Annotated in this window: 19 protein-coding genes; 16 read left to right on the forward strand and 3 right to left on the reverse strand. The window is 40.7% G+C overall.

Going from position 1 to position 23995, the window contains the following annotated elements:
- Window positions 1-10 precede the first annotated feature (10 nt).
- Entirely contained in the window at window positions 11-478 is a 468-nt protein-coding gene (locus tag AC1D0K_RS11905) for a CYTH domain-containing protein (protein WP_477393967.1), read from the reverse strand.
- 160 nt (window positions 479-638) lie between these two features.
- On the opposite strand from AC1D0K_RS11905, the gene AC1D0K_RS11910 reads away from it, so the two are divergent.
- From AC1D0K_RS11910 to AC1D0K_RS11940, 7 genes are all read left to right on the forward strand, one after another.
- Complete coding sequence (locus AC1D0K_RS11910) at window positions 639-1583, forward strand: hypothetical protein (protein WP_477393969.1); 945 nt, start codon at window positions 639-641, stop codon at window positions 1581-1583.
- Window positions 1584-1832: 249 nt separating this feature from the next.
- The gene (locus AC1D0K_RS11915) at window positions 1833-3107 is read left to right on the forward strand and encodes a TolC family protein (protein WP_477393971.1); all 1275 of its coding nucleotides are present in this window, start codon (window positions 1833-1835) and stop codon (window positions 3105-3107) included.
- A 17-nt stretch (window positions 3108-3124) separates the two neighbouring features.
- On the forward strand, window positions 3125-4225 hold the full coding sequence (locus AC1D0K_RS11920; RefSeq protein WP_477393973.1) for an efflux RND transporter periplasmic adaptor subunit: 1101 nt from the start codon (window positions 3125-3127) through the stop codon (window positions 4223-4225).
- Between the two features lie 159 nt (window positions 4226-4384).
- Window positions 4385-7525, forward strand: coding sequence for an efflux RND transporter permease subunit (locus tag AC1D0K_RS11925; RefSeq protein WP_477393975.1), 3141 nt, complete (start codon window positions 4385-4387; stop codon window positions 7523-7525).
- Window positions 7526-7643: 118 nt separating this feature from the next.
- On the forward strand, window positions 7644-8060 hold the full coding sequence (locus tag AC1D0K_RS11930; RefSeq protein ID WP_477393977.1) for a hypothetical protein: 417 nt from the start codon (window positions 7644-7646) through the stop codon (window positions 8058-8060).
- A 130-nt stretch (window positions 8061-8190) separates the two neighbouring features.
- The gene (locus AC1D0K_RS11935; RefSeq protein WP_477393979.1) at window positions 8191-10773 is read left to right on the forward strand and encodes a GH92 family glycosyl hydrolase; all 2583 of its coding nucleotides are present in this window, start codon (window positions 8191-8193) and stop codon (window positions 10771-10773) included.
- A 155-nt stretch (window positions 10774-10928) separates the two neighbouring features.
- On the forward strand, window positions 10929-11282 hold the full coding sequence (locus AC1D0K_RS11940; protein WP_477393981.1) for a hypothetical protein: 354 nt from the start codon (window positions 10929-10931) through the stop codon (window positions 11280-11282).
- A gap of 47 nt (window positions 11283-11329) precedes the next feature.
- Here the strand turns inward: AC1D0K_RS11940 and AC1D0K_RS11945 are convergent, their stop codons facing one another.
- Window positions 11330-12208, reverse strand: a complete 879-nt coding sequence (locus tag AC1D0K_RS11945) for a polyphosphate kinase 2 family protein (protein ID WP_477393983.1) — start codon at window positions 12206-12208, stop codon at window positions 11330-11332.
- Between the two features lie 279 nt (window positions 12209-12487).
- Here AC1D0K_RS11945 and AC1D0K_RS11950 point away from each other — a divergent pair, with 279 nt between their 5' ends.
- From AC1D0K_RS11950 to msrB, 4 genes are all read left to right on the forward strand, one after another.
- Window positions 12488-14818, forward strand: a complete 2331-nt coding sequence (locus tag AC1D0K_RS11950; protein ID WP_477393985.1) for a penicillin-binding protein 1A — start codon at window positions 12488-12490, stop codon at window positions 14816-14818.
- A gap of 111 nt (window positions 14819-14929) precedes the next feature.
- Window positions 14930-18145: a TolB family protein gene (locus tag AC1D0K_RS11955; protein WP_477393987.1), complete on the forward strand. Its 3216-nt coding sequence runs from the start codon at window positions 14930-14932 to the stop codon at window positions 18143-18145.
- A gap of 114 nt (window positions 18146-18259) precedes the next feature.
- Window positions 18260-18853, forward strand: coding sequence for a fasciclin domain-containing protein (locus tag AC1D0K_RS11960; RefSeq protein ID WP_477393989.1), 594 nt, complete (start codon window positions 18260-18262; stop codon window positions 18851-18853).
- A 133-nt stretch (window positions 18854-18986) separates the two neighbouring features.
- Complete coding sequence (gene msrB / locus AC1D0K_RS11965; RefSeq protein WP_477393991.1) at window positions 18987-19460, forward strand: peptide-methionine (R)-S-oxide reductase MsrB; 474 nt, start codon at window positions 18987-18989, stop codon at window positions 19458-19460.
- Here the strand turns inward: msrB and AC1D0K_RS11970 are convergent.
- Window positions 19450-19806 (reverse strand): GIY-YIG nuclease family protein, encoded by a 357-nt coding sequence (locus AC1D0K_RS11970; protein ID WP_295719766.1) that lies wholly within the window; start codon window positions 19804-19806, stop codon window positions 19450-19452. The two genes, msrB and AC1D0K_RS11970, sit on opposite strands and share 11 nt — an antisense overlap.
- 86 nt (window positions 19807-19892) lie before the next feature.
- On the opposite strand from AC1D0K_RS11970, the gene AC1D0K_RS11975 reads away from it, so the two are divergent.
- The 5 genes from AC1D0K_RS11975 to AC1D0K_RS11995 all read left to right on the forward strand — a co-directional run bounded on the left by AC1D0K_RS11975 (window position 19893) and on the right by AC1D0K_RS11995 (window position 23939).
- A complete protein-coding gene (locus AC1D0K_RS11975) occupies window positions 19893-20669 on the forward strand; it encodes an XRE family transcriptional regulator (protein WP_477393993.1) in 777 nt (258 codons plus the stop codon).
- Between the two features lie 75 nt (window positions 20670-20744).
- Entirely contained in the window at window positions 20745-21125 is a 381-nt protein-coding gene (locus AC1D0K_RS11980; RefSeq protein WP_295719770.1) for a hypothetical protein, read from the forward strand.
- 122 nt (window positions 21126-21247) lie between these two features.
- Window positions 21248-22378, forward strand: a complete 1131-nt coding sequence (locus tag AC1D0K_RS11985; protein WP_477393995.1) for an aminotransferase class I/II-fold pyridoxal phosphate-dependent enzyme — start codon at window positions 21248-21250, stop codon at window positions 22376-22378.
- Complete coding sequence (gene bioD / locus AC1D0K_RS11990; RefSeq protein WP_477393997.1) at window positions 22368-22985, forward strand: dethiobiotin synthase; 618 nt, start codon at window positions 22368-22370, stop codon at window positions 22983-22985. Before AC1D0K_RS11985 ends, bioD begins: the two co-directional genes overlap by 11 nt.
- Before the next feature lie 66 nt (window positions 22986-23051).
- Window positions 23052-23939 (forward strand): 3-hydroxyacyl-CoA dehydrogenase family protein, encoded by an 888-nt coding sequence (locus AC1D0K_RS11995; RefSeq protein ID WP_477443413.1) that lies wholly within the window; start codon window positions 23052-23054, stop codon window positions 23937-23939.
- The last annotated feature ends 56 nt before the right edge of the window (window positions 23940-23995 follow it).

Consider the following 23995-nt stretch of genomic DNA (forward strand, 5'->3'; position numbering starts at 1 on the left):
TAGCGCACATTTACCATTTATTGAACGGTCTTACCGCTAGGTTTGAGTTGTAATACCTATCGTCGCCGGTAACCTCTTTGGTAACCCATGGCGGGAGTATAAACTTTTCATCTTCGCTGTCAAGCTCAATTTCTGCAAGCAGCAAACCTTTATTTTCTCCTAAAAACTCGTCAACTTCCCAAACCTTACCCGCAACTTCAATACAGTAACGTCGTTTCCTTAGTTCAGATACTGCAAAATTATCCAACAACTCTTCCCCTTCAACAGCAGGTATGGTGTACTCATACTCCAGGCGGCTAATACCTTTTGTACTACCCTTTATGGTAATAAAACCCTGGTCGGGCGTTACGCGGATGCGGATGGTTTTAGTATCGTCACTTAAAATGTATCCTTGCCTAAAATACGTTCCTATTGGTTTAGGCATTTGCTGCCATTGCTCCATATCAACCAAAAACTTTCGTTCAATTTCAACTCCCATAGGTTTGCTGCTTTTTAAATTTAACCTGCCTTTTGGCAGATGGTTTTAAATTTCATTAGGTAATGGAACTCCTATTTTAAAATATTCACAAATATTAACTTTTTAAAAATCAATAGCCTATATTTAATGTATATTCGTTTAACCTAAATTAAAAAGCCTTATGAAACCGATAATAAAACTTTCAGGGTTAATTTTGATGTTATCGATTAACTTTCTTAACCAGGGCTGCAAACAACCTTCCGTAGTTAAACATGATGGCGAAAAGGACCGGATATCGTTTAAACCAATATTCGGTAGCACTTATACAGAAATTTCACGGCGCACTGCAAATGGGCTTTCTTTTAATAATTACGGCTACCAACTGGAACCTCAATGGCAAATGAATTTTGTTTCAGACGATTCAGTAAGTATCTACAGCCCAACAAAAGACCGGTTTATTAACTTTCCACTTACCAGGGGATATGATTCTGTTTTTAACACAGCCAGAACATGGCTCAAGGTGAAAAAGATGAATAAAGACAGCCTCAGGCTCGAAGTACTTGAAGCCTACGGTGACTCAGTTGATACAAAAGGGGTCCGGGTTTTCATGACCTTTTATAACAATGATTACATAAAAAACACACTTCATAGCGATACCGGGGTATTAAGAAGACCCAGCCGTAAAGATTCTTTATATGTCAGATCATTATCAGCTGTGGCAAATAAAGATTATAAAAAAGCCTTTTCTGCCAGGGAACCAGTTGTTTTCACAAGCAAAAGCCCCAATGTAAAAGTTAAAAAATGGATTACCGAGGGCGACATGTTAAATCATTTTAGTACAAGTGATGATTATATGAATCCCACATATGATATTGCCATTAGCAAAGCTTACGCTAATTTTTATTATTCATTCACCGTATTTGTTACCATAGATGGGCAGATGTATTACGGCAAGCCTTTAATACCCTTTTTCAATCAGTCATTTAAAGATAATTATCTCCGTCTTTCGCATTCGGTAATGGATAGCTATCTTAAATATTACCTGCAGGTAATTCCTGGTAAAACACTTGGAATGCCCCATTCAAGTGAGGTAAATGTACACGTAGAAGGAAAAACTGGAATTTAGGGTTTCTGTGATTTATTTCGTATTACAATAAAAAAATGTGGTTGCAGCAACAGCGAATCACTTGATTCGTGCCTGCTAATAATAAATTACTTACTGATTTACAGATATTTAAATAACGCTATAGCAACCTTAAATTGTTGTAGACATTAAAAAATTCAACCTTTATTTTAATTTATATTGTTAAAACGATCTTCATAGAAAATTCATACCTGTTACTAATGTTTGCAAAGTTGAATTGAATTGAGGACAATGTATAAAATAAAAACCCTGCTATTTTTATTAGTTGTATTTTTTTGCTGTAATACAAACCGGGCCACCGCCCAAACCGACACGGTTAAAATTAACTTTCAGGACGCCGAAAAACAGTTTTTGGAAAACAACCTGAGTCTATTAGCCCAAAAATATAATATTGAGGCGTCAAAAGCGCTCATACAGCAAGCCAAACTTTGGGATAACCCCGTACTTAGCACCGACCAGAACATATGGGATGGTGGCAGCCGCAAATTTTTTAACCACAACAATGGTGGCGGGCAAGTATTTGTGCAGCTTAGCCAGGTATTTGTTACTGCCGGCAAACGCGGCAAACAGGTACAGGTGGCGCAAGATGATGCCAAAGTTCAGGAAGCTGCATTTGCCGACCTGATGCGTAACCTGCGATACAATTTGCAGTTAGATTTTAGCCAGCTGGCTACGCTTAACGCGCAGGAGAAGGTTTATCAAAATGAAATTAACTCGGCAAAAAACCTGGTAGGCGCTATCCAAAAATCATTTGATGCGGGTAATACCTCTATGAAGGACCTCATCAGGCTTAAAGCTTTGCTTTTTGGCCTGCAAAACGACATGGTGGAAAACAACCGCCAAATCAATAGCCTGCAAACCGAGCTGAAAACTTTATTACAAACCAAAGAAACAGCTTTTGTTTACCCACTGATAAATGATAAACCGGTAGAAACGGTAGTACTTGATATACCAACACTAATAGAACAGGCCAAAACCAACAGGCCCGATTATTTATCTAACCAATATCAATTAAGCTCGGCAACCCATAACCTTGCTTATCAAAAAGCCCTCGCCGTGCCCGATGTTACCATAGGCGCAGCATATGATCAAAATAGCAGCTATGCCAGAAATTACTATGGTTTACAAATTGGCTTACCCCTGCCCTTCTTTAACCGCAACCAGGGTAATATCAAATCGGCTAAATACAATATCCAAAGCCAGGAAAGTACGGTAAAACAAAACGAGCTTCAGCTTAAAAATGATGTTGTTGCAGCTGTAAACCAGTATAAATTAAACCAGCAGCTGTTTTCAACCCAACAACTGGAGTTTAATGAGCAGTATGATAAACTGTTTAGCAGCATGCTTAAGAGCTTTCAGCAAAGGCAAATTAGCCTGGTGGAGTTTGTTGATTTTTTTGACACCTATAAGGATACCAAACTTAAAATACTTCAACAGCAATATAACTTGCAAAAGGCTATCGCCGATCTAAACTTCGCCACAGGCACCACTATAATTAAATCTTAAAACACTTTATACTATATATGATGAAAAGAGAAACGCTGATACCTGCTCTTTCGGCTTTACTGTTTTTGGCTGCCTGTAAAGGAAAAACTCAGCCCGTTGCAGAAAACAAACCAATATGTGTGAGCGATTCAATGGCCAAAATAATCACCATTGATACTGCCAAAACTACTGCTATAAAAAACGAGCTTACGCTTTCGGGCCAGGTATCAAATGATGAAAATACCGTTGTTAAAGTTTTTCCTTTTTCAAGCGGGCAAATATTGGATGTGAAGGTTTCCTTAGGGGATAAGGTAAGCAAAGGTCAAACCCTGGCAATTATGCGCAGTGCCGATGTTGCAGGTAACTATACCGATCTTACAGCTACTAAATCCGACCTGGCGATATCAAAACGCCAGCTTGAACAGGCCGAATACCTATATAAAAACGGTATCTCAAGCGAGCGCGATTATACCGAAGCTAAAGAAAACTTCAATAAAGCCCAAGCCGCCAACAGGAAAATACAACAGCAGATAGCTATCAATGGCGGTGGCAATACCAATGCCGGCGGCACCCTGGTAATAAAGGCGCCGGAAAGTGGCTATATCGTTGAAAAAAATGTAACTACAGGCAGCTTCATCCGCCAGGATAATAACGGAAGCCTATTCACCATATCAAATATGAAAGATGTATGGATTTGGGCCAACGTATTTGAATCAGACATCAGCAAGGTTAAAACCGGCTACACGGCCAAAGTAACCACAATAGCCTATCCGGGTAAGGTTTTCGACGGTAAAATTGATGCGGTAAGTTCGGTGCTTGATCCGGACAATAAGGTAATGAAAATAAAAGTGGTATTGCCCAATAAAGACATGCTTTTGAAGCCGGAAATGTTTACCAATGTGGTTATCACCAATAACGATGCGGCAACAGCGGTATCCATACCTGCAAAGGCGGTAATATTTGATAGCAGCAAAAATTTTGTAATTGTATATAACGACAAATGCAATTTAAAGGTGCGCGAAGTAAGCGTCATTAAAACAGTAGATAATGTAAGCTACATAGCATCAGGATTAAACGCGGGTGATAGGGTAATTTCCAAAAATGGTTTGCTTTTATACGATGCTTTAGCAGGAGATTAATTTGAGAAGTATCAAGTCGCAAGTATCAAGTATCAAGTATCAAGATTTTGATCCTGTATATTGATATACGACTTAACTCTGAAACTAATAAAAAAGTCTTGCTACTTGATACTAAATACTTGATACTAAAAAAGAATCTAATTACCTGATACTATCAAAATGAATAAATTCATTAAAAATATAATCTACTTTTCGCTAAGGCACCGCTATTTTGTGTTTTTTATGACACTGGTACTGGTTGTGCTTGGTATATGGAGTTACATGAATACGCCCATCGAGACGTTTCCCGATGTAACCAACACGCAGATCATCATTATAGCCCAGTGGCCTGGTCGCAGCGCCGAAGAGGTGGAGAAAATGATCACCATCCCGATGGAGACCGTTTTAAACTCGGTACAGAAAAAAGCCAACCTGCGTACAACCTCGGCTTTCGGCCTTTCATACGTGCGTATCATTTTTGATGATGATGTGGATGACGCCTTTGCGCGGCAGCAGGTGTTGAGTCGTTTGGGTAACGCTGATTTACCCGATGGCGTTAAGCCCGAGGTTGAGCCTCCTTATGGCCCTACAGGTGAAATTTACCGTTACACACTTAAAAGTCATACCAAATCAATCCATGAGCTTACAGCTATCCAGGATTGGGTGTTGGATAGGCAGTTCAAATCCGTTCCGGGTGTTGCCGATGTTAACAGTTTTGGAGGCGAAGAAAAAACTTACGAGGTTAGTGTTAACCCTTCTCTTTTGCAAAAATACGGGCTAACATCGCTGGATGTTTACACCGCCATTAACCGTAGCAATATCAACGTAGGTGGCGATGTGATTGAAAAAAATGACCAGGCCTATGTAGTGCGTGGCATCGGGGTTATCAACAACATTGAAGAGATCCAGAACATCATCATTAAAAACGTAAACAATGTACCTATCCTGGCCAAGGATATTGCCGATATTAAAGAAGCTGGTTTGCCGCGTTTAGGGCAGGTAAGCCGTGATAAGCAGAAGGATGTGCTGGAAGGTATCATCGTAATGCGTAAAGGCGAAAACCCTGCCGAAGTTTTAGATCGGATACGTGATAAGGTAAAAGATCTGAACGAGAACATTTTGCCAAAGGATGTAAAGATTGATACCTTTTATGATCGTACCAACCTAATGGATTTTTGTACCGAAACGGTGATCCATAACCTTTGCGAGGGTATTATCCTGGTAACCGTTATCGTGTTCCTGTTCATGGCCGACTGGCGTACTACCTTAACGGTAGCCATCATTATCCCGTTGTCGTTACTTTTTGCCTTCGTATGTATGCGAATAAAAGGAATGAGCGCCAACCTGTTATCAATGGGGGCAGTCGATTTTGGTATTATTATAGATGGTGCGGTGGTAATGGTCGAGGGTATTTTTGTGGCGCTTGATCATAAGGCCAAAGAAGTGGGCATGCAAAAATTTAATGGGCTCGCAAAACTCGGCCTCTTTAAAAATGTAGGTGCCGAAATGGGCAAGGCCATCTTCTTTTCAAAGCTTATCATCATCACCTGCCTCATTCCTATCTTTGCATTCCAGAAAGTTGAAGGTAAAATGTTTAGTCCGCTGGCTTATACTTTAGGCTTTGCACTCCTTGGAGCACTGATATTTACACTTACATTAGTACCTGCATTATCAAGTATCCTGTTGCAAAAAAATGTGCGGGAAAAACATAACCCGGTTGTTATCTTTTTTGAGAACGGCATCCGCAGGATGTTCAATTTCACATATAAAAATCAAAAGCTTAGTCTTATAGTAGCGGTAGCCTTTATGGCCATCACTTTCTTCTCGGCCAGGTTTTTAGGTTCGGAGTTTTTACCCGACCTCAATGAAGGCGCCCTGTGGGTTGAGGCCGAACTACCGATGAGTGTTTCACTGTCTGAAGCGGAAAGCATCAACCAAAAAATGATGCAAATACTGCATAAGTTCCCCGAGGTAAAACAAACCCTGGCACAGGTTGGCCGTACCAATGATGGTACCGACCCTAAGGGTTTCTTTGATGTACAGATCCAGGTGGATTTAAGGAACAAAAAAGAATGGCCCAGCGGCTTAACCGAAGACCAGCTGATTGACCAGATGGATAAGCAGCTGAGCAAAATCCCCGGTACCGTATTCAATTACTCTCAACCCATCCGTGATAACGTAGAGGAAGCTGTAGCGGGTGTTAATGCGGCATTAGCTGTAAAAATATTTGGCCCTGATTTTCAAACGCTTGATCATAAAGCAGATAGTGTATTAAAAATCCTGAAAACTGTTCAGGGGGTCGAAGATCTTGGTGTACTGCGCAATTTAGGTCAGCCGGAGTTCAGGATTGAGCTTGATCAACGTAAAATGGCGCTGTACGGCGTTTCAACAGCCGATGCTAACTCGGTAATTGAAATGGCTATAGGTGGTAAAGCCGCAACTGAATTATATGAAGGCGAACGCCGGTTTGATATCAGGATAAGATACCAGCAGCAATACCGCGATACAGAAGATAAGATAGAAAACCTGATGGTACCTACCTTAAACGGATCAAAAATTGCGATAAAGGAAATTGCCACTATTAAAACCATCACCGGCCCTGCCTTTATTTACAGGGATAATAATACCAGGTACATTGCCGTAAAATTCTCTGTTCGTGGCCGCGACCTGGGGAGTACTATCAGGGAAGCTCAGGATAAAATTCACTCAAAAGTTACCTTTGGGCATGGATACACCGATGTTTGGGCTGGCGAGTTTGAAAACCAAATTCGCGCATCAAATACATTGGCGCACGTAGTGCCTATATGTTTGCTGGTTATATTCCTTATTTTGTTTATCACGTTTGGCAACGCTAAAGATGCCACACTGGTTATCATGAACGTACCATTCGCGTTAATAGGTGGTATACTTGCATTGCACATAACCGGTACCAATTTCAGCATCTCGGCAGGTATTGGTTTTATAGCCTTGTTTGGGGTATGTATTCAAAATGGGGTAATCCTGGTATCCGTTTTCAAAAAGAACCTGGAAGAACACATCCCGCTTGATAAAGCCATATTAGATGGGGTAATAAGCAGGGTAAGGCCGGTAGTAATGACTGCGCTTATGGCAGCTATAGGGTTGATGCCTGCAGCCGTATCAACGGGTATTGGGTCTGAAACGCAGAAACCATTAGCTATAGTGGTTATCGGTGGTTTGGTTACTTCAACCATATTAACCTTACTTATATTGCCTATTATATATGCTATAGTTCACCGTTTGATCCATCGCCGGGAAAACCGAAAACTATTGAAAAAAATGGGCGTTGTAAGAAATGCCTAACTCCATCAAAAACGTCCGGGCAAACACCCGGGCGTTTTTTTATTAGGAGCTTTAGGTCTTGCGGGGTATCAGATGAATCCATATTTTAGAGGCTTATTACAACACACCCATTCCTTATATGAAAGTATTTTGTTCGCTCCTGGTTATCCTGCTATCCGCAACGTCCTGCAAAACCTATTACATGACCCCTGCCAGTTTAACAACCCAGCTCGAAAACATTAAACCGGAAAAAATAACCGATGCCTACGATTTCAGGCTCGGTCTTACAGGGGTATTATTGAAAAACGGAAAAAACTTTTACAATGGAATTGATAGCATCCAGGTAACCGATAAGGACGGAAAGCAAGTTAAAATACCGGTTACGGTTCATACAAGCCTTCGGTTGACGGATAATACGGGTCAGAGCGTTACCGTATTTTTTGACTCAATGTTTAAGAAAGACAGCTTGATCTTTGCAAGTAAATCTCATTTTTTTAATTTGCCCGTTAAACGCAATATCAATAGTATCAAAAAAATCGAAACTCAAATAAATTAAATCTTTCCTCCTTAAAGGAATCCATCCTCACCCGCATATCCACATCATTGCTGTATAAAATTTATGGTAGCAGTACATTGTGGTATTTAAGTTTTATTTTGCGTGATATAATAAAACAGTATTTACCCATATGCCAGCCATCAGATCTGTACTTTGTAATGCTTTTGCACTTACTTTATTATTAACCTTAACGCTAACTGCATCGGCACAAAAAAGAAAAGATAAAGACTTTGCCCAGCTGGTTGATCCCTTTATTGGCACCGGCGGGCATGGGCATACTTACCCCGGTGCTGTACTGCCTTTCGGGATGGTGCAGCTTAGCCCCGATACCCGGCTGGATGGCTGGGACGGCTGCTCGGGTTACCATTATACAGATACGGTGGTTTACGGCTTTTCGCATACGCACTTAAGCGGTACGGGCATCCCCGATTATTGCGATGTATTATTTATGCCTACTACCGGCGACCCGCAGTTTAAAAATACCGAATATCGTTCTGTATTTAAAAAGAAGAACGAGTCAGCATCCCCAGGCTACTATAAAACCCTGCTGGATAAATACAACATCGGCGTTGAACTTACCGCGACCACTCGTGTTGGCGTACACCGCTACAATTACCCCAATGCCGAAAAAGCCAATATCATCATAGATCTTCAACACCGCGATGAAGTGCTTAATTCATGGATAGAGGTGATCAATAATCACGAGATTCGCGGTTACCGCAAATCAAAATCGTGGGCTAATGACCAGCAGGTATATTTTTATGCCAAATTCTCTAAACCGTTTAAAACATACGGCATATCCCTTAATGATAAATTGCAAGAGGGAAAAAACAAAGTTGAAGGCAAAAACATCAAAATGTATTTACAGTTTGATAACCCCGGCGAAGTAATTTCTAAAGTAGGGATCTCGGCTGTAGATGCAGATGGCGCCTTAAAAAATTTAGATACCGAGGTACCTGATTTCGACTTTAAAAAGATCCAAAAGGCAGCCAAAGCAACCTGGAATACCGAATTGAATAAAATACAGGTAGAAGGCGGCGGACTATCATCTTCGCAACAAGCTGAACTTAATGATCAGCCAGGTGTCAACAATCCCATGCCTAAAGGTAAAAAAGCCCGCCCGGTTGATGAAGTTAAAACCAAACAGACCATTTTTTATACCGCTTTATATCACTGTATGCTGGCGCCAAGCATTTATAATGATGTAGATGGCAAATACAGGGGCTTAGATCAAAAGGTGCATACCGCGCAGGGATTTAATTATTATACAGTATTTTCTTTATGGGATACCTACCGGGCAGAAAACCCATTGCTTAACCTCATTGACAGAAAACGTACGCTCGACTTTGTTAAATCATTTTTAGCGATGTATGACCAGGGCGGGCTGCTCCCGATATGGCCATTGGCCAGCACCGAAACTTATTGCATGATCGGTAATCATTCCATCCCGGTTATAGTAGATGCATACGCGAAGGGGATTCGTGATTTTGATGCGGAGAAAGCCTTTACAGCTATGAAAGCCGCGGTAAACCGCAATCAATTTGGGTTGGATATCTATCGTAAAGATGGCGCGGTACTTTCTGATCAGGAAGAGGCATCTGTATCTAAAACACTGGAGTATGCTTATGACGATTGGTGTATTGCCCAAATGGCTAAAATGCTCAACAAACCAGAGGATTATACAGCGTACATAAAACGTGCGCAATACTGGAAAAACGTTTACAACAACCAGAATGGTTTTATGCAGGCCCGCAGCAATGGCGGCTGGTTAACCCCTTTTGACCCTGCCGAGATCAACAATAATTACACCGAAGGCAATTCCTGGCAGTACTCTTTTTTTGTTCCGCAGGATGTGGAGAGCCTGATGGCAGCAATGGGTGGCAAAGAAGCTTTTGAAACAAAGCTTGACGAATTGTTTACCACCGAATCAAAACTAAAAGGCAGTGATATACCCGATGTAAGCGGATTGATAGGCCAATACGCACATGGTAATGAACCAAGCCACCACATGGCCTATTTGTATAATTTTACAGATTCGCCGGATAAAACCCAGTTTTATATTGACCGCATATTGCGCGAAGAATACAGCAACAAACCCGATGGATTGGCCGGTAATGAAGATTGCGGCCAAATGTCGGCCTGGTATGTAATGAGTTCATTGGGGATTTATAACATTGCGCCTGGGCAACAGCAATTCCAGGTAGGCATACCACAATTTGATAAAGCAGTTATTAATTTAGAGAACGGAAAACAGTTCACCATCATTAACTCCGGCGCAAGCATAGGCAAAGGAAACATCTATCTGCAGGGCATCAGCCTTGCAAAAAAGGCATATAATAAACTATACCTAAACTTTGCTGATATTGCCAATGGTGGCGAATTTGAGGTATTTGCAGGCAAACTGGCCAATAAGATGTTCATACATGACATTGAAAAACCAACATCAAAGATCACTGACAGCCTCATCGTGACTACTCCTTACATCATAGCTCCATCCAAATCATTCAAAACTCCTATCAGCATCCAAATAAAAAGCGCCGGACCCGGTAGTAAAATTTATTATACGGTGGATGGATTAACGCCAACAGCAAATTCATTGCTTTATACCCAGCCTATTATAATTTCGGCCAATACAACAGTTAAGGCAATAGCCATCAGCAATGGCAACAGCAGTTTTATTGACGAGGCAACCTTTATAAAACTAAAAAACTAAGAAGGGGACATTAAAATCCGGAAGTTATTAAACTGATAAACGGTACATTTTGCAATGGGAACCAAGGTGGAATAAATTAGTTCACAAGCTAAACATTTGATAATAAATATGGTTAGCTTTAATAATTAGTTATCACTTAAATTAACCTTCACCTCATGAACGATTTCTCATCAAAAGATGACGGCAAATTAGCGGGCATCATTAGTTATTTTACAATTGTAGGGTGGCTTATAGCATATTTTGCGCTTTATCAAAACAATAAAACCGCGCTTGCAAGTTACCAGATCAGGCAAACCCTGCTTTTCCACCTGGTTTCAATGATTGTTTCTTATGCTGCCGGCGCCCTTTTATTTTCTCCGGGTGCATCTTTCAGTTTAACAATACTTTGGCTGGTAAGAGTAGCCCTTTTTATAATTTGGGTAATTGGGCTTATTGGCGCCATCGGAGGTCAAAGAAAACCAATGCTGCTAATTGGTGAACCAGCCCAATCAGTTTTTTCGGGTATATAATGGAGATAAAGGCCTTACATAGTTTTTTAACCTATGTAAGGCCTCTATTACTCTTTTAACAGCAATTTTTTTGATTCATCCAGTTTTTTCTTTTCCTCTTTATCCAATACCGGATAATTTAATTTCAAACCCTTTAAAGTGTCCAGAATAATGGATGAAATAGCTATCCTGGTAAACCATTTTTTATCAGCAGGGACTACGTACCAGGGGCAATCTTTGGTAGCTGTTTCCTGGATAGCTGTTTCATAAGCTTCCATATAATCGCTCCACCTTCCCCGTTCCTCAATATCCGCCGCCGCAAACTTCCAATTCTTTTTCGGATCATCTATCCGTTCTAAAAACCGCTCCTTTTGCTCATGTTTAGAAACATGGAGAAAAAACTTAATGATCACAGTTCCATTATTAACTAAATGGTTTTCAAATGAGCGGATGCTTTCATAGCGTTTAGCCCAAAACTTTGGATGAATGTCTTTAACTTCTGTTATTCCGGGTAGATGTTCATTTAGCAAAAGCTCGGGGTGAACTTTGGTTACCAACACATTTTCGTAATGCGATCTGTTATGGATCCCTATGCGGCCCCGCTCTGGCAATGCACGGTAGTGTCGCCATAAAAAATCATGTTCATAATCTTCGGTACTGGGCTGCTTAAAGCTAAAAACCTGGCAGGCCTGGGGATTTAGTCCCGATAATGTATGAGCTATAGCGCTGTCCTTTCCGGCCGCATCCATCGCCTGGAAAATGATGAGCAGCGCATATTTATTAGCAGCGTAAAGCTCTGTTTGCACGTCAAATGTTTCTGCTATCAGGTTCTTCAAAATAGCTTTTGCATTATCTTTTTCAAAACCATCTGAGTAACCAGGATCAAAATCTTTAAGTGAAAAACTCTTGCCATGGTGGACCTTAAACTTGTCGACTATATTACTCATGATAAAAAATTTGCTTTACGCTTTGTTAACGTAAAATTTAGGTGTTAAAATTGCGTTGATTATAATGCTGTTTATTTTAGCCGATACCTGCATTTTATTCAATAGTAAATATTATTTACCAAAAATGGGGTAACAATTAATTTACGATGAAGAATGCTTTTACGCCCTTATCAGGTAAAAAGGCGGATAATGATTATATTATTAATTTTTAAGGAACAGCATATATTAATATTTGTTTGGGAGCTATGATTTAGCCCTATAATTTTACATCTTTACCCAATGTTCAGACGAATAAGAAACCGATTTCTGAGGTTCATAGCCATATTTATATACTTCATTATTATCTTCTTTTGCTCTATCGAGCTCAACTTCCTATGGCTGTCAGGATACTCTCCTGATATGCAGGATATTAAAAACCCTGTAATGTCAGTAGGCTCTGAGGTTTACACAGCAGATGGTAAATTAATAGGGCAATATTACAAGGAGAACCGCTCTCCTGTTGATTTAAAACACATCTCCCCCAACCTGGTAAACGCCCTTATATCTACAGAAGATGTAAGATTTTACAGTCACCACGGGGTTGATTTTTATTCGTTTTTTACCAGTCTGCTATCCACTGCCAAGGGCGATCGCCGCGGGGCAAGTACCATTACGCAGCAATTGGCAAAAAACCTCTTTGAAACCCGTAAACGTAAATCGCAGGGCTTTATTAAACGCGTGCCGTTTATACGCACTATTGTATATAAATGTAAAGAATGGCTTACCGCTTTTAAAATAGAACACGTTTATACCAAACAGCAAATTCTTACCTTATATCTCAATACTGTTCCTTTTGGTAATAACTCTTACGGCATTAAAACCGCTTCGTTAAAGTACTTCAACAAACAGCCCGACCAGGTTACCCCAGCCGAAGCCGCTTTACTGATTGGAATGCTGAAAGCGACATCAAATTACAACCCTATCCGTAACCCCGAGCGTGCCACAGAGCGCCGTAATACGGTGTTAGGGCAAATGGAAAAATATGGCTACATCACGAAAGAGCAATATACCACAAGCACAGCATCACCCATTAAACTTGATTTGAGCTATGTGGAGCAGGATTCACATGGTGACTCTTACATACGCCGCGCGGTTGAAAAATGGCTTGATAAATGGTGTAAAGAAAATGGCTATGACCTTTACGAGGATGGCTTAAAAATTTACACTACTATTGATTCCCACCTGCAGCAATATGCCGAAGAAGCAGTTGCTGAAAAGATGAAGATGCTGCAAAAACGGTTCAATAATCTTTGGGGCAATAAAAACCCATGGCGTGATTCTAAAGGTGTCGAGATCAAGGATTTCATTTTGAAAAACGAACAAAGACTTCCTATTTATAACCTGCTGCATAAAAAATATGCCGGCGATACTGTAAAGATTAACGAGTACTTTAAAACAAAAAAAAGGATGACCGTTTTTACATGGAACGGCGAGCAGGACACTACCTTTTCAACTATCGACTCCATTAAATACTACGCCAAAATATTAAATACCGGCATGATGACCCTGGAGCCATCAACAGGTAAAATAAAGGTATGGATTGGCGGTATAGATCATCGCTTTTTTAATTACGACCATGTAAACCAGTCGCGCAGGCAGGCGGGCTCAACGTTTAAACCATTTGCCTATTTAACTGCTTTGGATAACGGCTTTACGCCATGCGATAAATTTACCGACCAACCGGTAACCATCAAATACAAGGATAACGGAAAAGATGAAGTTTGGCAGCCAAACAATGCCGATTTCCATTTCTCGTACCAGGAAATGTCATTACGCTGGGCCATGGGCAAATCTGTAAACTCCATTACCGCACAGCTTACAGAAAAAGTGGGCTGGGATAAAATTGTGCAGTACGCCCATAAATGCGGTATCGAAAGCCCGTTAAAATCGGTTCCATCGGTATCATTGGGTTCAAATGATGTTTCGGTTTATGAAATGGTACGGGCTTATAGTACCTTCCTGAACAAGGGCCAAAAGATCGATCCTTTACTGGTTACCAAAATCACAGATCAGGATGGAAATGTGCTGGATGAATTTGAATTAAAAACAGAAAAAGTATTGAGCGAAGAAACTGCCTGGCTGATGCTTTACATGTTTCGCGGTGGTATGGAAGAACCGGGCGGTACCTCACAGGCTTTGTGGGAATACCCCGGACTATGGAAAAAAGACAACCAGATTGGCGGCAAAACCGGCACCTCATCTGATTATGTTGACGGATGGTATATGGGTATCACCAAAGACCTGGTTACAGGCGTTTGGGTTGGCGCCGATGACCGCAGTGTTCACTTTACCACATCAGAAACCGGTGAAGGCTCACATACCGCACTCCCTATTTTTGGACGCTTTATGGAAAAAGTTTATGCCGATCCTAAATCCGGCTATACTTACGGCCCTTTCCCTAAACCATGGAGCAAGATCACCAAGAGTTACCAATGCCCATCACCACATATTGTTGCCGATACTACAGAAACAGATAGCACAAGCAACCCTATTGATACCACTAACGTTATACCGACACCGGCTACTACAACGCCAGAAAATCCTGAAAACCCTCCGGCTAATCAAAAATAGTGGAGCTATGGGCATTACGGTGTATGTATAAGTTTTAAAATATTGATTGGCAGGCTCCTGTAGCCTGCCAATTATTCGTTAAATTGGCCCATCATCTATTTAGTTTAAATTATGAATAAAAACTACTCATTTTTAAATACAGCTAAAAAGTTCCTCCTCATATTTATTTGCCTATTTAGTTTGTTGCTGATCAGCAACAACGCAAAAGCACAATATTTTGGTCAAAATAAAGTACGTTACAAAAACCTCAAATTTAAGGTATATAAAACCCCGCATTTCGAGATCTACTATTACATCAAAAATGATAGCATGATCAAACGCTTTGCCCAGGAAAGCGAATTATGGTACACCCTGCATCAGCAAGTTTTTAAGGATACATTTAAAACTGCCAACCCTATTATTTTATATGCTAATCACCCCGATTTTCAGCAAACTACGGCTATCGACGGCGAGATTGGCGTGGGTACAGGCGGTATTACCGAAGGGTTAAAAAACCGGGTTGTAATGCCGGTAATGGAAACCAACCAAATGACCCGCCATGTTATCGGGCACGAATTGGTGCACGCTTTTCAATACCATGCCTTGTTAGGAAAAGAAAACGAAACTTTTGAAAATATTAACAATATACCCCTCTGGATGATTGAGGGTATGGCGGAGTACCTTTCATTAGGTAAAAAAGATTCATACACGGCCATGTGGATGCGTGATGCTTACCTGAACCATGATATCCCTACTGTTAAAGACCTTACCGAGAGTAACAAATATTTCCCATATCGTTACGGTGAAGCCTTTTGGTCGTTTTTAGGATCAACTTATGGCGATACGGTAATTGTACCTTTCTTTAAAAACACAGCGCGTTACGGTTTGGCCTACGGCATAAGGCGCACTTTTGGGTATGATGATAAAACACTATCCCGTCTCTGGAAAAACTCTATTGAAACAACCTATAAGCCATTTTTAAAAGATACAACGCAAAAACCAGTAGGCATTAAATTGCTTGACAAGGAAAACGGCGGCGACCTGGTAGTTGCTCCCGCAGTAAGTCCCGATGGTAAGTATGTGGCATTCTTATCGGCCAAAAGCCTTTTCAGCATTGATCTTTACCTGGCCGATGCCAAAACGGGTAAGATTTTACGAAAACTCACCAGCAAGGTATCTAATACACATATAGATGAGTTTAACTTTATCGAATCGGCGGGCGCATGGTCGCCGGATGGTAAGCGGTTTGCTTTTAGCGTATTTAGTAAAGGCCGAAACCGGATGGAAGTAGTTGATGTAAATAGCGGAAGCATGCTTGATGATGTATCAATGGAAAAGGCAGAGCAATTTAGTAACCTTTCATGGTCGCCTAACGGTAAGGATATCGTTTTTACAGGACTTTCTGAAGGGCAGAGCGACTTATACTCCTACAACTTCGATACAAAAAAGATTACTCAGCTCACCAATGATAAATACACCGATTATCAGCCTGCTTATTCAAGAGATGGCAAAAAGATCATTTTTTCAAGCGATAGATCAACATACGAGCAATCGTTAGAGCAAGCTATCACATTTAACCTGGCCGAGCTTGACCTTGCCAGTGGAAAAGTAACTGATATTAAGATATTTAATGGAGCCAATAATTTAAATCCGCAGTATTCCGCAGATGGTACCCAGATCTATTTCCTTTCAAACAGGGATGGTTTCCGCAATATGTATCGCTATACCATGAGTACCGGCCAGCTGGAACAGATGACAGATTTGTTTACCGGAATTTGTGGTATCACCGAATTTTCGCCGGCATTAAGCATATCCGCTAATGACGACGTAGTTTACTCATATTACCGTGCCCAAAAATATGCCTTGTATAATGCCAAAGCATCAGCATTTAAACCGGTTACTTTACAGGCCCAGGCAGTTGATTTTAGCGCAGCCATGCTACCTCCCTCCCGCGCTGTAGGGGTTGATCTGATCAATTCAAACCTGAACAACTTCCTGGCATACAAAAAGATCCCTACCGATTCTGTAAAAGAAATTGCCTATCATCCCAAATTCAAGCTCGACTACCTCGCAGGAAGTGGCGTTGGAGTTGGTGTAAGTAGTTTTTATGGCACCAGTCTTTCCAGCGGCATCCAGGGGGTATTCAGCGATATATTGGGTCGTAACCAAATTTTTGCGGCCGCATCAGTAAACGGGCAGATCTATGATTCAGGCGCGGCTATAACTTATGTAAATCAAACCGGCCGATGGAACCTTGGTACAGGTATTTCACATATCCCCTACCTGTTTGGCTTGCAAACCCAAACTTTTCCTAAGCAAAATGTAGGTGGTAAAAATGTTACCGTATTATCACAAAATACCGATATCATCCGCAACTTTGAAGATGCTGCCAGGGTTTTCACCTCCTATCCTATCAACAAAACAACACGTTTTGAAGTAAGCGGAGGCGCATCTTACAACTCCTACCGTGTTGACCGCTACAGTACCGTGTACAAATTAGATACAGTAGTTAATGCTGATAAAAGCCAAACTATTAACACAACCCCTATAGGCAGCGGGAAAAATAAAATACCAAATGGCGAAGAAAGCGCGCTGCTCAATTATAATTTAAAATCATACTCGCTTTTGCAGTTATCAACCGCTTTGGTAGGTGATAATTCCTTTTTTGGGGTTACAGCGCCGTTAAATGGTTTCAGGTATAGGTTAGAGGCAGGGTATAACTTCGGCACTTACCACTTTTTCTCACCAACTATCGATCTCAGGAAATATGTACGTGTTGAGCCGGTAACTTTTGCAGCCCGTTTCTTTGGCTACGGTCGCTTTGGCGATTCTAACGGGATCTATCCATTATTCATAGGGTATCCATTTTATATCAGGGGATACGAAGGGCAAACCTTTTACAATAACAACAAAAAGTCATCAAATGGCTTTAATATTGATCAGCTGTCGGGAAGCAGAATGGCTGTATTTAACTTCGAGACACGATTGCCATTTACCGGACCAGAGAAGCTGGCCCAGATCAAATCAAAATTCCTGTTTACTGATCTGAACTTTTTTTTTGATGCCGGTTTAGCCTGGAACGCGGGAGATCATATCTATTTCCAGAAAAATCCGCCGGTTTTGGGCCAAACACCCTCAATTGATGCCAATGGAAACCCACAACTTGATAGTAAAGGCAATCCCGTTTTAAGCAACACCTATGGTCGTGTACCGGCCTTAAGTGCCGGTATATCCTTGCGGATAAACGTTTTTGGAGCGTTTGTGTTAGAGCCATACCTGGCTATTCCATTTAACCGTACTGACGTTAGCAAACCCGTATTTGGCTTAGGTTTTACACCTGGATGGTAAACACATTTGAAATCGATATATTTGCGCGGCCTAAGGCCGCTTTTTTTTTATTAAAATTAAATTAATAAAAACACTTGAGTATTTGATTGTTATACTTTATAGACATCCGTTTTTATGAAAAAATTATTGTTGCTTGTTATCACCTCTCTATATTGTTCAGTGTTGTTTGCGCAGGGTCCGTTAGTGTCCGTAAATCCAAAAGCTATAGGGCCGCTTAGGGTGTTGGCCGGCGATGGCATGTTGCCCGCCAATGATATCATCAAAAATATTGCCTTATCAAAAGAGCTATCTACATTTTATAATTTTATAAATAAAACCAACCTGGCTGCAACTTTTCAAAGCAGAGGTCCTATTACCATGTTTGTGCCCGCCAATGATGCTTTTTTGAATTTACCTGATGGCAAACTCGATTCCCTGATGAAGCCCGCGTACGTTTGGGAACTTACCCGCCTCATTAGCTATCATTCTATTCCCGGCCGGTTCAAAGCCAAAGATATTGAAAAGGAGATCAACAAAAACAAGGGAACGGCTACATTCACCACCCTTACCGGTAACAAACTAACAGCAAAAATTGATGCCAACCGTAATATTGTTTTAATTGATGAGAATGGTGGCGAAAGCATTATTAGTCGTTTTGATATTGAACAAAACAACGGCATGCTGCATGTGGTAAACAAGGTATTACAGCCCAAGGTAAAAACCATATAATTGTACCAATGGATGACAATCCACCTGAAATATAATTTCGTATTTTAAGTATAATAGATTGTAAGGATAGGTTAAGTTTTGCGACTAACCCAGGTACGATCGGAATTAAAAAAAACTTAAAATGAACAAGGTAATGAGAAAATCGATTTTTGCTATAGCTATACTAAGCATTATAACAGCTTTTGGCTGCCAAAACAGTAATGGGCAGGCTAAACGTAAACTAAGCAAACCCGCGGCGGAGTGGAAAAAAACACTCACACCAAACCAATATTATATTATGGTTGAAAGTGGCACCGAGCCACCTTATAAAAACGATTACTGGAACAACCATGAAAAGGGTGTTTATGTAAGCGCGGCCACAGGCGAAGTATTATTTAGCTCTGAGGATAAATTTGATAGCGGTACAGGCTGGCCAAGCTTTGTAAAAGCGGTTGACCCTAAAAAAGTTGCTGTTGTTACCGATAACAGCTACGGCATGAGCCGGGATGAGGTTATCGAAAAAAGCACTGGCTTACACCTTGGTCATGTATTTGACGACGGCCCTGCAGACCGCGGCGGCAAAAGATTTTGCATGAACTCAGGCGCTTTAAAATTTATTAAAAAGTAATAGTCCTCCTGTTAGCATTTACAGATGGGCGTAATTGTGGCCTTACACGAATACCGCTCTCAAACTTTAAACCAATGGTCAGATCTACCCAATCAGGGTTAACAGGTCTGATCATTTTTTCTTTCTGAGGCCTTGTAAAAGTGCTCACCACTTTAAAGCGTTCCATTGCCTGCTCTTCGGTATTTATTTCTTCAAAATAAACTAAACGATTGAGCTGCTGTGCGCTGTCAAAAAACAAAGTTGGCATGTCGCTGTAAAACTGCAATGTTTTTACCAGGTCTGAGCATAAACCTACATGAAGATTTTTCCTGTTTCTGTCGGTGATGATATATACAAAACGTTTCATTTTTTGATAAAAAATTTGGTGAACGAATAAATATTACTAACTTTATGAGCATAAAATTACTAATAAATTTAGCAAATGCAAATTTTATGTCAATAATTTCACAAAATATTAAATTCCTTCGCAAAAAGAAGGGAATTACCCAACAGCAATTCGCTGATGAAGTAGGTATAAAACGCTCATTAGTAGGCGCTTATGAAGAGGAACGAGCCGAGCCCAAATACGAACTACTAAAAACATTAGCAATATACTTTGACATTAGCATTGATGATTTTATTAACGAAACCATCAACGAAAAGTGGGTGCCCAAGCCAAAAGGGAATCCGGCTAACCTGCGCATACTCAGTATCTCTGTTGATAAAGAGGATAACGAAAATATTGAAATGGTGCCGCTTAAAGCCAGCGCCGGATATTTAAATGGCTACGCCGATCCGGAGTATGTTTCCAAATTGCCTAAGTTTTATTTACCTATGTTTAAACAGGGTACTTACCGGGCCTTTGAAATAAAAGGAGATTCGATGCTGCCTATCCTATCCGGCGACATCATTATAGCTGAGTACCTGGAGAACTGGGCAGACGTTAAACCCGGCGAAACCTATATAGTGATATCAAAAAATGATGGCGTGGTGTATAAACGCATTGGCAACAAATTTAAAGACAATAAAAAGCTAAAGCTGATATCTGATAACCCTGTTTACGAACCTTACGAAATTAACGGCGAAGACGTGCTGGAGATATGGAAAGGAAAAGGCTATATATCCACCCATTTACCACAACCAACTCCCGAGCCTACTATGGAAAGCCTTACTAATATGATGGCCCAGATGCAGCGTTCGATATCAAACTTACAGCAAAGCAACAATTAAGTTACATCGGCTTTCTTAAACCATTACGGCATATCTTTATCATAGATTAAAACGTAAATTAAATTTAAAAGAGCTATGAAAAAATTTCTGTTGATGTGCTGTTTCCTGATGGGGATTGCAGCAGTAAGCCATGCACAAGGTGGTGGTATGAGAAAAAGCCCCGAAGAAAGGGCTAAGGATCTGCAAACACAATTAAAGCTAACTGACGATCAAACTACCAAAGTAACGGCTGTTTATAAAGAACAGGCAACTAAAATGGATAGTGTAAGAACTGCTGCCAATGGCGACAGGGATGCCATGAGAAGCGCAATGATGCCAATGAGAAAAGCTACAAACGATAAAATTAAAGCCATTTTAACACCTGAACAGGCTACTGCTTTTGATAAAATTCAAAAAGATATGATGGACAGGATGAGGCAGGGCGGCGGCGGCGGAAGCAGCGGCTCTCAAAATTAATGTGATAAATGAAGCGGCGATAAGCCGCTTTTTTTATTTTTGCATAAAGCGTTTAAAAGTTAAAAGCCCAATGCTTAAAGCTCGAAAGGTAAACGCCGATACTAATTATTGTTTAATATCCATTGAGATTAGCAAACGATTACCTTAAAAGCAAACTTGATGAACGAAAATCATCAGGCATATACAGAACTTTAAAGCCCGAGAACAGCCTGGTTGATTTTTGCTCTAATGATTACTTAGGCTTCGCCCGCTCGGTATTTTTAAAAGAACGCATTGAAGCCGAAATTAAAAATCACCCGCTAAGTTTAAACGGATCCACGGGCTCCAGGTTACTCTCCGGAAATCTTCAATACGCAGAGGAGCTTGAATATCAAATAGCAGTATTTCATGATTTTGAAGCGGGTCTGCTTTTCAATTCCGGCTATGATGCCAACCTTGGTTTATTATCATCTTTAGCCCAACGCGGTGACACCATTATACTCGACGAACTGATACATGCCTCTGCCATTGACGGAGCGCGCTTAAGTTACGCTACCCGATATAGTTTCAAACATAATAATGCCGAGAGCCTGGAGGCCAAATTAAAGCTATCTAAAGGCAACTGCTATGTGGTTGTAGAAAGCATATACTCTATGAATGGTGACACATCACCATTAAAGGAGATTTTAAACATTACCGAAAAATACGGCGCCCATTTAATTGTTGATGAAGCCCATGCCGTGGGATTATATAAAAAAGGATTGGTAAATGAACAGGGACTGCAAAACAGGGTATTTGCCTCGATAGTCACTTTTGGTAAGGCACTGGGTTGCCACGGCGCAATTGTATTGGGCGATAACTTACTCAGGGATTACCTTATTAATTTCGCCCGTCCGTTTATTTATAGCACCGCCCCATCCTTTCATCATTTAGCGTCGATAAAAATGGCCTATGAGCTATTGAATACTGCCAACGAAGAGATCTCCGGTCTAAAAAACAACATCCACCTATTTAAAAAACAGGTTAACCATTCAGAGACCACTCCCCTGCTTTTAAGCGATAGTGCAATTCAATGCATTATTTTAAAAAGTAACGACAAGGCCCGTGAAATAGCAAACACCTTGCAATCTGCAGGTTTGGATGTGAGGCCTATACTAAGCCCCACAGTAGCAGCCGGGGCCGAACGAATAAGAATATGCCTGCATAGTTTTAATACCTTAAATGAGGTAAATTTGCTTACCAATACTATAAACAACTTTATTAATGCACGTTAAACAGCCCATATTTATTACCGGTATTGGCACCGGGATAGGCAAAACCATCGTATCAGCTATTATAACCGAGAAACTAAAGGCAGATTATTGGAAACCCATTCAATCAGGCGATCTGGATGACAGCGACACTCTGAAAGTTCAAAGCCTTGTATCTAATGAGATTACAAAATTCCATCCCGAAGCTTACCGTTTAACGCAGCCTTTCTCGCCCCATAAATCGGCAGCAATTGATAAAGTAACAATCAACAGTCAAAACTTTACGCTGCCCCAAACTGATAACCAATTAGTTATAGAAGGTGCCGGAGGATTAATGGTACCCCTTAATGATAATTTTTTAATCATCGACCTCATCAAACAGTTAAATGCAAAAGTGATATTGGTGTCGCAAAATTACCTGGGCAGCATTAACCATACCCTGTTATCATTACATGTCCTTAAAACATATAACATCCCGGTAATGGGTATAATATTTAACGGCGTAGAGGATATTTATTCAAAAAGCTATATACTTAACTACTCCGGTATTACCGAGCTTGGGCAGATCCCAATGTATGATACCCCCCATAAAAAATCAATCATTGAAGCTGCCGCACTTATTAATTTGTAAAGGATAATCCGTACTTGGCGAAGCAAATAATTTAACTCAATTTAGCATCACATAACCTGGTAAACGATGAAAAATATTACTGTTATCGGCTCGGGAACTATGGGCAACGGCATTGCCCATACTTTTGCTCAGCATGGCTTTGAGGTATCATTGGTTGATATTAACACATCAGCATTAGATAAGGCTGTACAAACCATCGCCAATAACCTTGATCGCCAGTTAAAAAAGGGGAGCATTAATGAGCAGGATAAAGCAGATACGTTAGGCAGGATAAAAACCTATACCGATATTAAAGAAGGTGCAGCCAATGCTGACCTGGTGATTGAGGCAGCCACCGAAAACCGCGAGATAAAACTTAAACTTTTTAAACAGCTTAGTGATATTTGTGGTGACGAAGTGATCTTAGCCTCCAATACATCATCCATATCTATTACAGAAATAGCTGCCGTAACCAAAAATCCGGACCAGGTAATAGGGATGCACTTTATGAACCCTGTACCTGTAATGAAACTGGTAGAAGTAATAAAGGGGTACGCTACAACCGATGCAGTTACACAAACCATTATGCAATTGGCCAAAACGCTGGATAAAGATCCGGTTGAGGTAAATGATTATCCTGGTTTTGTGGCTAACCGGATATTAATGCCCATGATCAACGAAGCCATTTACACCCTGTACGAGGGTGTAGCCGGTGTAGAAGAAATTGATACCGTGATGAAATTAGGCATGGCCCACCCAATGGGTCCCCTTCAACTGGCCGATTTTATCGGGCTTGATGTTTGCCTGGCTATATTAAAGGTTTTGTACGATGGTTTCGGCAATCAAAAATATGCACCTTGCCCATTACTGGTTAACATGGTTACTGCCGGACACCGTGGCGTAAAAACAGGAAGCGGCTTTTATAAATATACAGTCGGCAGCAAAACACTTATAGTTGCAGACAAATTCAGTTAGCAGTTTTCAGTGGGCGGTAGTATGCAGTTTTCAGTTAGCAGTAGGCAACCGTGCTA

Source organism: Mucilaginibacter sp. P1_A3, assembly GCF_056406855.1.